The 12,337-nt window shown below is 44.3% G+C and carries 10 protein-coding genes; 9 read left to right on the top strand and 1 reads right to left on the bottom strand.

Annotated features, from left to right (window positions below; translation table 11 throughout):
* The first annotated feature begins 471 nt into the window (after positions 1 to 471).
* The 7 genes from PHI74_03395 to PHI74_03365 all read left to right on the top strand — a co-directional run bounded on the left by PHI74_03395 (position 472) and on the right by PHI74_03365 (position 8,673).
* The gene (locus tag PHI74_03395; protein ID MDD5485058.1) at positions 472 to 1,443 is read left to right on the top strand and encodes a CARDB domain-containing protein; all 972 of its coding nucleotides are present in this window, start codon (positions 472 to 474) and stop codon (positions 1,441 to 1,443) included.
* Between the two features lie 32 nt (positions 1,444 to 1,475).
* Positions 1,476 to 3,404, top strand: coding sequence for an aldehyde ferredoxin oxidoreductase N-terminal domain-containing protein (locus PHI74_03390; protein MDD5485057.1), 1,929 nt, complete (start codon positions 1,476 to 1,478; stop codon positions 3,402 to 3,404).
* On the top strand, positions 3,385 to 4,269 hold the full coding sequence (locus tag PHI74_03385) for a 4Fe-4S dicluster domain-containing protein (protein MDD5485056.1): 885 nt from the start codon (positions 3,385 to 3,387) through the stop codon (positions 4,267 to 4,269). The genes PHI74_03390 and PHI74_03385 overlap by 20 nt, the downstream gene beginning before the upstream one ends.
* A gap of 20 nt (positions 4,270 to 4,289) precedes the next feature.
* Complete coding sequence (larB, locus tag PHI74_03380) at positions 4,290 to 5,051, top strand: nickel pincer cofactor biosynthesis protein LarB (GenBank protein MDD5485055.1); 762 nt, start codon at positions 4,290 to 4,292, stop codon at positions 5,049 to 5,051.
* Between the two features lie 109 nt (positions 5,052 to 5,160).
* On the top strand, positions 5,161 to 6,147 hold the full coding sequence (locus PHI74_03375; protein ID MDD5485054.1) for a dimethyl sulfoxide reductase anchor subunit: 987 nt from the start codon (positions 5,161 to 5,163) through the stop codon (positions 6,145 to 6,147).
* 545 nt (positions 6,148 to 6,692) lie between these two features.
* Positions 6,693 to 8,225 carry a DUF362 domain-containing protein gene (locus PHI74_03370; protein MDD5485053.1) on the top strand — a complete coding sequence of 511 codons (1,533 nt, stop codon included), beginning with the start codon at positions 6,693 to 6,695 and terminating at the stop codon, positions 8,223 to 8,225.
* Between the two features lie 7 nt (positions 8,226 to 8,232).
* Positions 8,233 to 8,673 carry a hypothetical protein gene (locus PHI74_03365; GenBank protein MDD5485052.1) on the top strand — a complete coding sequence of 147 codons (441 nt, stop codon included), beginning with the start codon at positions 8,233 to 8,235 and terminating at the stop codon, positions 8,671 to 8,673.
* A 101-nt stretch (positions 8,674 to 8,774) separates the two neighbouring features.
* Here PHI74_03365 and PHI74_03360 read toward each other — a convergent pair whose 3' ends face one another.
* Positions 8,775 to 9,377 (bottom strand): hypothetical protein, encoded by a 603-nt coding sequence (locus PHI74_03360; GenBank protein MDD5485051.1) that lies wholly within the window; start codon positions 9,375 to 9,377, stop codon positions 8,775 to 8,777.
* A gap of 768 nt (positions 9,378 to 10,145) precedes the next feature.
* Between PHI74_03360 and PHI74_03355 the strand changes: the two genes are divergently transcribed.
* Together PHI74_03355 and PHI74_03350 are read left to right on the top strand one after the other, a co-directional pair.
* The gene (locus PHI74_03355; GenBank protein ID MDD5485050.1) at positions 10,146 to 11,003 is read left to right on the top strand and encodes a 4Fe-4S binding protein; all 858 of its coding nucleotides are present in this window, start codon (positions 10,146 to 10,148) and stop codon (positions 11,001 to 11,003) included.
* A 27-nt stretch (positions 11,004 to 11,030) separates the two neighbouring features.
* Positions 11,031 to 11,906, top strand: a complete 876-nt coding sequence (locus PHI74_03350; GenBank protein ID MDD5485049.1) for a 4Fe-4S binding protein — start codon at positions 11,031 to 11,033, stop codon at positions 11,904 to 11,906.
* Positions 11,907 to 12,337 lie beyond the last annotated feature (431 nt).

The raw sequence follows: 12,337 nt of genomic DNA, 5'->3' as shown, positions 1-12,337 counted from the left end.
GAGTCTTGCTTTATAGAATAATATCTAGATATATAAAAAAAGGGATTTCGGTCTATACCTTTCCAACTCGCTGAGTTCTGAATCCTGATTTTATATCTCCCCATCTTGGTATGGGCAGTACTCTGGATTGCATCAAAACCAGTGCCGCTTTTCATAAGATAATTTTGGGTATAAAGCCAATATCTTTATCTACTATGAAAGCATAATATTAAAGTAGACAAAGATAGAAAACAAGTAAGGTATGTGTAGAAAGTATATGTTAAAAAGGGGGGGGGCATAGTTCATAGCTACATCATACCCTCATAATCGACTACATCTCGTCTCAGAATGGTTTCACACGATATAATTAAATAGGATTAAGGAGTGTAGGCATTAATAGAAAATAAACGATAGTTAATGCCCTAACAAGGTAAACCCCCAATACAATACGACTATCGTTGGTTAAAAATATATGGATGGAAGGATATAAAAATGGCAGTAATATCAAAACCATCAGTTCCGCAGGCCAAGGCACATTTGGCAGGTGACCCAGAACTTTGTAGTGGATGTCGACTGTGCGAGTTAGTTTGCTCTCTTCATAACGAAGGAGTGGCCAATGCTGACCTAGCCAAAATACGTATTGATCGATTAAAAGACTATGGGCAATGGGACACTGGGCTTTTTGTGCCGGAGGTTTGCTATCAATGTGATGAACCGGCATGTTTAATGGATTGTCCACAGGGCGCTATAAAAGCAGATGAGAGTACTGGTTTCGTCAGAGTTGTGGATAAAAATCTATGTACGGGTTCATGCATTTCTATTTGCCAGGGGGCTTGTACATGGAGAATGCCATCTTTCAATCCTGGGCAGTCCGTCGCTAACATAAAGTGCCACCTATGTCAAGGCGATCCTACATGTGTAAAGTATTGTCCCACCGGGGCATTAAAGCTGCTTTATCAAATGCCATACGAAGTGGAGCCTAAAATACCAGCACCAGCAGCACCAGCAGCACCAGCAGCACCAGCAGCACCAGCAGCACCAGCAGCACCAGCAGCACCAACACCAAAGCCAGCACCAGCTGCAGCACCTGCATCTATAGGCGACTTCGTAGTCACCAGTATAACCTGTGACCCAACTAGAATCATAGCAGGCAGTCCCATAGAGATAATAGTCACGGTGAAGAATGGTGGGGCAAGTGAAAGCACCCAAACATTGGTACTTAATGTTGATGGTGTTGAAGTAGATACCGAAGAGGTTACTCTTGCAGCAGGTGCATCCACAGAAGTCACTTTCAAACATAGGACTAAGACAACAACAAGTCCTGAAGAGCTGGGACAAGTTTTCCAGGGGGAAGAGGAAGAAGTCGAAGGAGAACTTCCAACAGAAAGGGATGTTACGGTTGAAGTGGGCGGAGTGACAACAACGTTTGTGCTAGCGCCGACGCCATTTATGCCAATTACGTAGATAGGTGATGAAAAATATTAGGAGAGTGAACGATGTCAGAAATGTATGGATGGGCGGGTAAGGTCCTAAGGGCTGACTTGACGAATCGAAAAGTCACAGAAGAGGATACAAAAAAATATAGCGATAAGTTCATCGGTGGTTCTGGTATTGGCCAGAAGGTCATGTGGGACGAAGTCCCTCCAGAGGTTAAAGCCTTTGATCCTGAAAATAGGATAGTATTCACTCCGGGCGTCTTGACAGGGACCCCTTCGCCATCCTCTGGAAGAACTGACGTGATGGGAAAGTCACCCCATACCTATCCAAAAGAATCTTGTACGAAAAGCGGTATAGGCGGGGATTGGGGCACTGAGCTAAAGCGTGCCGGCTATGATGGGGTGATCGTTCAAGGGAAGGCAGATGCCCCTGTATACCTATGGATCAAGAATGGAGAAGCCGACATACTCGATGCAAGGTTCCTATGGGGCTTGGACACTTATGCTACACAACATGAATTGAGACGTAAGTGGAACGATAAGCAGTATAAGATGCTGACCATTGGACCTGCAGGAGAAAACCTGGTTCGATATGCCTGTATAATGTCTGGAACTGGGCATTCGGCAGGTCAAGGCGGATTTGGCGCTGTTATGGGTTCCAAAAACTTGAAAGCTGTAGCAGTAAGGGGTACAGGTGGAGTCGGAGTAGCAAGGCCCGATGAACTGTTAAAACTGCTGGAATACGTGAAAACTCTTGCAACGATAATGAGTGCTACGCCAAAATCGATACTATGGGTCGATAAGGACATAGATCCGCACGCTGTTAATAGAATACCCTTTAGGTATCGCAGTACTGCTCCAGGAAATCCCGGAGCTATGGCCTTTTTAAAAAAGCACTGGGCTAAAGAAGTTGCTTGTGCCTCCTGTCCGATAGGCGATTACGTATATTGTAAGCATCCGCTGGGTAGCGGCGAGATCCATTGCATGCAGTGGTACTATGCATGGCTTTCAGGATGGATGGACGACGTAGCCTGGGAGGTAAAGCTGCTTCACGACAAGTTAGGAATAAACGTCTATGAACTGCTCTATATGATTCCTTGGTTGCAGAAGCTGAATGAGGACGGAGTTATAACCCCAAAAGATTCTGGCATTGCTTTTGATAAATGGCCCGGACGCGATTTCATAGTGCCCCTGCTCGAAAGTATTGCCTACAGAAAAGGTTTCGGAGATACCCTTGCAGAGGGCGTGCCAAGGGTTGCTGAAAAACTTGGAGTGCTAGACAGCGTGATGAAAGAGGAACCAAAGGGGGGGGCCTCATACGGCGGTCACGGCATGAGCATCCATTACGATGCACGTGATTATATAGTGAGTGGATTGCTCTGGGCTATGGATGATAGGGATCCCTTTCATGATAAGCATAGCCACATAGGACTTGTGCACTGGAGTGGCTTAAGCCTCGAGGAGCAAAAGGTCGCAGCAGAATATGCTTACTATTCGGCTGACGCTGCACAGCCAATGGGTGATTCCAAGTACTGTTCTGCCGAGGCAATGGCAGCGATATTGGATCAGGACAGGTCCTCTTTGAAAGGTACTTTAGGGCTTTGTGATTGGGTGTACCCCATTGTATCAAGTGTGCTTGAGGAACGGAAGTACATAGGCGATACAAGTGTCGAGAGCAAGTTGTTCTCAGCGGTTACAGGGATTGACACGACTGAGGCAGATATGCTAAAGGTGGGTGAAAGGATATGGAACCTACAGAGAGCCATAATGGTCAGAGAAGGTCGCAGAAGAGAGGATGATACCCTGCCTGACTATCTATTCGAACTCCCTGCTGCATGGGGCAGCCCACCAGTAGACCGGGAGAAATGGGAACAATTGAAAGACGAATACTACAGGTTAAGGGGCTGGGATATACAGACAGGAATCCCGACGAAGGCAAAAATGGAAGAATTAGGACTGGGGGGTGTATATGAACAAATTGCTCGATAAAATTGATAGGAGAGACTTCCTCAAGCTTGCCGGACTTGCAGGAGCATCAGTAATTCTACCTGGGCAATCCACCAAAGTACTGGCTCAAGCAGAGCCAAAACCAGGTAGTGGTCCTAGATATGCAATGGTGATAGATGTAGGGCGATGTATAGGATGTGGACAGTGCGTACGCGCCTGTTCCAATGAGAACAATACGTCAGCTGATGTGCAGCGGATAAGGATATTTGAAATGGACCTTGGCAAAGCAGACACACCTAAAGACGTGTTTCATGGTTACGCGAAAGTCCGCAAGGATTCGTCTAACCTAGAGGCTGGTATTAGCCCTTGGGAGTGGAATACCCAGCAAGGGCGATGGTTCATGCCTATGCAATGCATGCACTGTGAGAATCCTCCGTGTGTGGAGGCTTGCCCAACAGGAGCATCCTATGTAAGCGATGACGGCATTGTCAAGATAGATTATGACAAATGTATCGGAGACCTGATCTGTATAAAGGCATGTCCTTATGGGGCAAGAACTCTTAATGCGACAAAGCCGGAGACATCTTCTGCTCTTGACGCGCCTTTTGAGCGTGAAGGGCCCCTTGAGCTATGTGATATCGTCGAAGGGAAACCGCGTGTTAGGGAATCTGATGTGCCTTTGCGTCAAGTAGGCAAGGTAGAGAAATGCACTCTCTGTGAGCACAGGACCACAGAAGGATTCAGGCCCGCTTGCGTGGTCGCATGTCCTGTTCGTGCCAGACACTTTGGAGATCTCAATGATCCAGATAGCGAGGTCTCCAAACTGTTGAGGACTGGACGTTGCTTCCAATTGGTGGCAAATCTGGATACTGGACCTCGGGTGTATTATTACTTTGGCGGTGCATAAGCGGACGGGGTGCATAAGCATTGGAGGATATTCTGAGAAGTCTCTTGAGCGGAGAGATAGATATAGCTACTGCTAAGAATAAGCTGAAGGTATTTAACCTAAAAAAGGTAGCAGATATTGCGCGGCTTGATATAAACAGGTCTCATAGGGCAGGGGCTCCAGAAGCTATTTTGGCTCAGGATAAGTATCCTGAAGATGTGAGAAAGCTTGCACTGGCGAAGGCAGAGGATAGCGGATATGCACTCATAACCCGGGTTAAAGACGAGGATCTAGCTGAACTTGAGGCTAACCTGCCAGATGGTTATGAGCTACTCCATAACAAAAAAGCCAGGACTATCATACTCCAACGCAAAGGGCACGTCTTTCCCAAGAAAGGGAGGATAGGTTTACTGGCAGCGGGCACATCAGACATTTCTGTTGCAGAAGAGGTATTGGTGACCGCAGAGGTCATGGGTTGCGAGGTGATAAAAGCCTATGATGTCGGAGTGGCAGGAATTCATCGGTTCTATGAACCTCTCATAGAGATGTTAGACAAAAATGTGTCGGCCATAGTAGTAGTCGCAGGCATGGATGCGGTGCTGCCCATAGTGGTTTCTAGTAACGTAGATGTTCCAGTGATCGGCGTGCCAACGTCCGTTGGATACGGAATGGGCAAGGGCGGCATATCTGGACTTATGACCATGCTTCAAAGCTGTTCGCCTGGACTGGCTGTTGTCAATATAGACAATGGTTTCGGAGCGGGTGTTTTTGCTGCCATCATAGCTAAACAGTCAGGGGTATAAGATATGTTGAATGAATCAAATCGACAACCTTTTTATATGTTAACAGATTCTTTAATGAGCAAAAAATTTATCATAGTCGACTGCAAAAAAATTTCGGAGGTCAGACGTTATGAGTGATTTACAATATATTGTCTTCACCGTGCTTAGCCAAATGGCGGTCGGTGCATTGATAGCTTTAGTCATAGCAGACTTTCTCGCAAAGGACGAGAAGGAAGAAATGTTCTATGAAACGGCTAGCTATATCATATTGCCAGCTGTGGTCATCGCTGCCATCGCGATTTTATTATCGATATTGCCGAACATTGCCATATCCTACCTTATCATCTCTAAACCTGAAGCCTGGGTGGCTCGTGAGACCCTCACGATGTCTTTATTCGGCGTCTGGGCATTCGTATATACGATCCTGTGGGTGTTACACCCCAAATACGGCAGCCTACGGGGCAAAGTCGGCTTGGTGGATAAAATAGTGGACAAGTTGGTAGGCGACAGCATCAAGGGCATCAGACAAGCTGTGGGTTTGATATCCATTGTTGTGGGTATATTATTCGTGAACACAAGTGGCATGACTTATGCTCTGGTGGGTTTGCCTGTTTTGAATCATTTTACAACGCCCCTGTTCTTCATCATGACAGCTCTATTGGTAGGACCTGCGACTGTAGCTGCAGTAGTATCCCTCAAATATAAAAGGGCAGAATCAAAGCAATACTCAGAGACATTGAGCGCATACCTGGGCATCATATGGAAGTACCTGTTGGTAGTCACCATTGTGCTTCTCGCACTCATAGCAGTCCACTTACAATTCTTGCAAAGCCCGGCAATGGGACCCAGAGGACGAATGGTTGTAGAGGGTATGTTGGCTGGAGAATATGCGGTACCCTTCTTGATGCACATAATAATCGGTATAGCTGTGACACTAATTCTTCTGGTCGGTGTCATGCTATCTTTAAAGGCTGAGAATGTATCAAGGGCTGCAACCCTTATGCTGGGGATATTCGCTTCAGTGCTAATCGGCGAGATAATGGGGCGTATGCTGTTCTACGAATTCTCCCATTTAAATGCGTACCTCTTCGAGGGCATACCTCTGCTTGGTCTTTGATTGAATTGAATCGAATCGAATTGAATTGAATCAAAACGAAATGTTCCAATAACTCCACGCCCTTCAAGGTGATGGATAAATTGGAACAAACCTTTTTTTTAAGTTATATTATGATGAATGAATGAATAAATAATCAATAAATCCATCTTGAAAATCACTTTTTAATTAAAGTTTAGAATTAACTTGAGATGTGCCTCTAATGGGCGAGAGCAATTCAATTAATACCAGGCCAAGAAAGTCTAGGGGGCGGCATGTTGGTGAATATATCTCTCAGTCCCATTTTCAGAAAAAAGAGAAAAATTGGGCTGAAACTGACTATGAGATGCCCACAAGCAGAAAAAAGTCGTACGGGCAACAGCGTATAATTTGTATCATGACTTTTATTTTATTCATCTTATATGATATGTTATATCATATTTTTTATTGTATCCTATTAGATCATGGAACCTCTTGGATTTTCTTCTTCTTAAGTCAGTACAATCCCCACTAAGCAACCTTTAAATAGTATTAGCCACAAAATTAGTAGTATAGGAGGATCGATAAGTATGGAAATATCCAGAAGAAACTTATTGAAGATGTTAGGTATCGCAGGCGGTGCCGCAGTCGTTGGTGGTGTTGGAGGTTATGCATCTCGCGGCTCTGGCGCTGGTGCTGAGGCGGAGAATTGGCCAGCCAAGTGGAGAGTTGAGGATTACTATGCAGTAGTTGAGAGAAAGCCCATACCACCCAAAGCCACAGTATGGTGGGCAGATCCCGATAGTGCAGGTTCAGGGAAGTCTTGGCCGGAGAAAATAGCACATGTGTATGATAACGCTGGATTTGAAGACTGCATCGACAAGGGAGATACGGTGGCAATCAAACTGCACACAGGGGAGCGAAACAGGACCGCTCAACTAAGGCCTGATCTCTGTAGAGCGGTTGCAAATAGGATAATACAGGCAGGGGGACAACCTTTTGCTGCTGATACGTTAACCGCCTATGGTGGTAAGACCACTACCAGACAGTCCATCAAAAACCACATGGTGACAGCGCTCTCACACGGGCTCGTGCCAGAGGCCACTAACTGCCCTGTCATTCCTTACTGTGATGGAGACGGCTCTGATCACGTGGCAGTGAAAATTGACGGAAACCAACTCACAGTTGCCTTGGTGGCAAAACTGCTGGCAGAGGCGGATGCCATGATAGTTCTGACTCACGGCAAAGGACATGGTTCGGGTATGTTTGGCGGTGCCATCAAGAATCTTGGAATTGGAGGCGCATCCAAACAAGGAAAGGTTCTGGACCACGTCAGGTTTGCAGGGAGATATGCCAACCCTCGAATGATGACAATGGATGTTTCAAAGTGTCCAGGCAAAAACGCTTGTCCAGTGTACGGCGACCGCATTGTGCAAAACTGTATTGACTGGTGTCCATGGGGCGCCCTGACCTTCGATGCTGCAGGGAAGCTGGTACAAAACGTAGAGATGTGCAACACCATATGTAGAAACTCGGTGTGTGATACATGTACGACCATAACTAACAATGGCTGTGCGGTAACGATGAAAGATGCGACAACTCCCATGCCTTCAGCTAGGGTACAGAGGGCTGTCTGTCAAATAAGATACGCAGATACCGCCGTAGCTGTCCACAACTGCTTTGCTCCAGGGAAGGTGGGCTACATAACCGTTGGAAAGGAAGTTTGCCGTCAGTGCGACTGCGCTGGTTATGACGATCAGCCGATCGTGCCCAATATGGGAGTGTATAGCACGTGGGATCTTGCTGCCGGAGATGCCGCCGAGCTTGACATGATCACAGCGTCTGATGTGTGTCCTGGCTCGATGGCGGACGACAAGGGTCTGGGACCCGGTGATGAGAAGTTTGAGCCTGTAAATGGACAGAGTCCATGGTTCCAGGTTTATGCAGTTGAGAAACTTGGGCATGGTACCACAAGCTACACGCTTGAGCAAGTAGATGAGCCTTGGCTGTTCCCATGGTTCAATACTCCGCAATATGAGTGGGATTATGGTGCATCGTATCGGTCATTGATACCAATGCCCCCAGATCAACTAATGGAGCGCGGTTGGTATTACGACGAGTGAAGTCTAAATGGGTGAAAACGACTCTTCAACGCTGATGCTGGGAGCCATGTGCTGGCTCCTCGGCGAGGAGAAGGCGAAAAAGCTAGCGCGTTCAGTGGGTAGAATTTCAGGTGAGTACAAAAGAACGGTAAAGGAACTGGAGTTAGGTCTCACTGAGCAAAAGATCGTCCCCCCAGATATGGAGACGTTGGCTAGAAGCTTCGGTATAGATACAGAAGATAAACCAAAAAAGGAAGTACTAGGTGAGATTAGGGGAAAAGTGATGGAGAGACAGAGACATTATGATTACCTCGTGGATCCCTTTGGATATCCTGAGGAATATGTCCCTGTATCACCCCCTGTATCACCCCCTGCATCACCATCCGAAGAGTCACCATCCGAAGAGTCACCATCCGAAGAGTCACCATCCGAAGAGTCACCATCCGAAGAGAGGAGTAGAGAGAGTTAATCTCTCTCAACATCTTCTTTTTTTTATTTTTTATTTAATTTTTTTTATTTAAATATAAAAATGCGAAACTTATAAAATAGAAAAATAAAATAGAAAAATTTTTATTTACGAAGACCTAAACGTCGTTTCCATCTGTTTTTCAGAAATTGAAGTTTTATGGATAAGCCCAGGGTACAGTATTGTATCTTCTCTAGTCTAGCTTTCTTAAAGGGCATCAGCTTATAGGTTAAATTAAGAGGAAGACCGGGGGTCCCAGCAAGAGGTGCCACCTGCACCGTAAAAGCACCTTCCTTTTCTACGATCTCATATCGAATCGAATGCATCGATTTTTCGTGTGGGCCATGTGCTTCACCGATCTCATCCCCTCCTAAAGGCGAACGAGCAGCATCCTCAATCGCTGCTACCGCTAACCTTCTGCCTGTAGAAACATTAACTGCAAAATTGATGTCTTTGGAATCCCCTCTGAATCCTGCTATTTCTGAAAGTGCTGCCAAAAAAATTTCTCCGTATTTTGTAGTTACATCCTTTTTTCTAGCACGAATCTTCATGCTGTCAAATATCTGCATTAACTCGTCAATCTTTTTGCTTTCTACATCATCAGCGACGTTGAACAGTAACACTCTATAGGGCTTAAAATGCTCCAGAGCCCCTACATGCTTCTCTATGCTTTCATTTCCTGCGACAATGAGATGAATATGCTCCATTACCTTTTACACCACCTAAGTCATTTTCTGTCAAAAGACGTACCAGATCGATCTCCAACACCTACTGTCATGTCACTACAAGGTAAGGATATCAATCAAACGCTTCTTTTGTCATATATAAACGACTCATCTTTATAAGTCTAACGGTTTTACCTCGCTATTATGTCTTGGTACTTCTGAGAGTCATCTAATCCTGCGATTGGTTAAGCAAAATAAACTATTTCTTCGTCTCTTCATAGGAAAAATAAACTTCTTGATCATTATTTGAATGTAGGGTGGCATTATCCATTTATGCTAAAGGGTATGGTCCTAGATCGTAGCAGAATTTAACTAAGAAGATAATTAATCGGACACCACTCCCACAAAAAAACGCTCCTTCTCTAACTCAATATCAGCGTCAAGTCAAGATAGGTATCCCTTCCTGGCAAACCTCTCATTGTGTCAGATATGGTTCAATCTGATTCTACAGTATCTACCTGCTTCAACTCTTGGAATGTTGATCCCTAGTAATAAAAAGAATGCGATCGTTTTACAAAATTAAAAAAAGTTCGAAAAGGAAAAGTTTTATTTAGTCTACTTCACTTAGTATTCTACTACAAAAATGCGGTATCAATCTATGTAAAGAGAAACTCCAGCTTCAGTTGCTGAGACGATCTGCTTGATACCCCAAAAAGGAGAATTAGACCCATAAAAGTACAATGGAGGTTGGTATTGTTAACTTAAGTATATCTTGAAACGCAAAGAGGTAGATGATACAAGGTGGAAAATATGCGTTTTGAGATATATGTATCTCTTCTTAAGTTAATAATAAAGGAGGTTGAACAGAACATGAAGATAAACCGTAGAGATTTTATATCTTTTTTTGGATCAACTGCGATTGCATCTGCTCTTTTCTATCTTGTAGGTAAAGTTCCTCAACCAGCAAATGCCTCAGAACAAACAGGCTCAGAAGCGATATTAAGGCCACCTAGCGCAAAGGAGGAAGAATTTCTCTCATTATGTGCAATGTGCGGTAAATGTTCTGAAGTATGCCCTACACATGCAATAGCTACTTCAACGCTGCTCGACGGGTTCGTTAATATTGGGACGCCAAAGCTTCTTGGAGAAGAAAAGGATGAAAAAGTACTTTTCGCAGCCCTTAAGGAATTAAAGGAAACCGATATGATAATCAAAGCAGGGACGATAAATGAAACCAGTGCGATAACTAAAATCGGAACTATAATTAAAGGTGCTAATGAAACTGGAACCAATGCAACTGCGGTGACAACTAAAACCAGTACTAAGGACCTCACTGGACTCTGTATTAGATGCATGAAATGCACTGAAATATGCCATACTGGCGCCCTTAGTAGACAAAGAATCACCATTGATACGGAAAAGTGCCTTGCTTGGCTTTATCCAGGCACTTGCCTGCTGTGTGTGAAGGCGTGTCCGATAGGTGGAGTCATAAAAGACGATAAGGGGCGTGCAGTGGTTATGGAAGATGTCTGCACCGGCTGCGAGCTTTGCGTGGATGAATGTAAGATAAAGGTAATAAAAATAGTCCCCGTCGAATCGAAGGTTCTCTGGAAGTGGACAGCAAAAGATGAAAATGTAACAGCTGCTCAAAATACGACAGCCAAGTAATAGCTTATCATTAGGAGTGTGTATAAAATGGAAAATTCATCAGTAGACGAATCCTCTACAAGGCCAGTAGAAGAATCCCCTAAAAAGCCTGTTAAAGGTGAACCAAAGAAAAAGGTGGCAAAGAAGAAAAAGATATCTTTTAAAAAGAAATATCTAAAAGAGTACATTCGACACATCTCTCAAATATTCTTCTTTGTAGCGCTCTTGGTACTCGTAGTTGGCACTTTTTGCTCCCTTTTCATAAGGGATCAAGTCTTGAGCTGTCCTACAGGGTCGCTCCAAATACTATTCTCAGGTAAAATGCTTACGCTCACTCTTTTGGTTTCCATCATTCCCCTGGTCGTTTTGACCTTGGTGCTTGGAAGAGTTTTCTGCAGTTGGGTATGTCCGATAGGAAGCCTAACCGAGCTTTTCTCAAAAGTTGGACCAAAAAATCCAAGATGGCCGGGTTTCCTGAGAAGCAGGCTCCCCAAATATGGGATATTGGCAGGCGCCCTATCAGTAGGTCTTTTTGTCAGAAAGGCAATTTTCTGTCCAATTTGCCCAATCGGTACAATATGCAGGTCTGTTAACCCTACCGGTCTTGATGTAGGTCCTGAAGCACTTGTGGTACCCATCGTTGCAGGTCTTGAGCTGGGGGAAAAGAAGACTTTCTGCAAATACCTTTGTCCGGTCGGAGCAACCCTGGGCATATTGGCCAAGTTGAAGCTCTATGGCCCTAGGATAAATCAAGAAAAATGCAAAAAGTGCAAGCTCTGCATTAAGGCCTGTTCGAATTCAATGGAAATCATACACGAGGAAAACATAGAAGGCAAGAGAATATCCAAATCCGAATGCATAATGTGCTATAAATGCGTTGATGCATGCCCGTATGGCGCTATGAAGATGAAAGTTGGATTTTAGTTTCTCCAACTTTCTTTTATATTTTTTAAAAACTATTCTATTTTTTGAGAAGCTGTCCTGCACCAATAAGGCATAAAATCGGCAAATCCAAAAGAAGCCACTAAAGCAATCTTTTTTGTAATCTGGATATGTATATATAGGTCTATTTGTTGGCAGTTCTCAGATTTATCCGCTGATAACTTTTGATCTATTTATTTTTATCCCAAACCGCAAAAGCCACTGTTAACCCATAGTTTTGTAGAGGCATCTTAAACTAATTGCTGGCGAACTCTTAAGACATTCTAATCTTTTTTTGAGATTGCATAACTTAAAAAGATCGGGTTGGATGTGTAAACTTTTTATCGATATCTCCTCGAAGTTAAAGCGGTCGATATAATCAAATTATGGGCCATGTGCAGCACAAAGAGCTTCTCAAAGTTCATATTAAAAAC

It is taken from the genome of Methanocellales archaeon (assembly GCA_028715985.1).
Lineage (GTDB): Archaea > Halobacteriota > UBA148 > UBA148 > UBA148 > UBA148.
Note: the sequence above shows the minus strand (reverse complement) of the source record. Positions and strands in the feature narration are given on the sequence as shown.

Bases quoted from the DNA above. Each gene is read 5' to 3' on its own strand.
- PHI74_03360 (MDD5485051.1), bottom strand. From the start codon at position 9,377: ATGGAGCATATTCATCTCATTGTCGCAGGAAATGAAAGCATAGAGAAG.
- PHI74_03390 (MDD5485057.1), top strand. From the start codon at position 1,476: ATGTCAGAAATGTATGGATGGGCGGGTAAGGTCCTAAGGGCTGACTTG.
- PHI74_03375 (MDD5485054.1), top strand. From the start codon at position 5,161: ATGAGTGATTTACAATATATTGTCTTCACCGTGCTTAGCCAAATGGCG.
- PHI74_03350 (MDD5485049.1), top strand. From the start codon at position 11,031: ATGGAAAATTCATCAGTAGACGAATCCTCTACAAGGCCAGTAGAAGAA.
- PHI74_03355 (MDD5485050.1), top strand. From the start codon at position 10,146: ATGCGTTTTGAGATATATGTATCTCTTCTTAAGTTAATAATAAAGGAG.
- PHI74_03370 (MDD5485053.1), top strand. From the start codon at position 6,693: ATGGAAATATCCAGAAGAAACTTATTGAAGATGTTAGGTATCGCAGGC.
- PHI74_03385 (MDD5485056.1), top strand. From the start codon at position 3,385: ATGAACAAATTGCTCGATAAAATTGATAGGAGAGACTTCCTCAAGCTT.
- PHI74_03365 (MDD5485052.1), top strand. From the start codon at position 8,233: ATGGGTGAAAACGACTCTTCAACGCTGATGCTGGGAGCCATGTGCTGG.
- PHI74_03395 (MDD5485058.1), top strand. From the start codon at position 472: ATGGCAGTAATATCAAAACCATCAGTTCCGCAGGCCAAGGCACATTTG.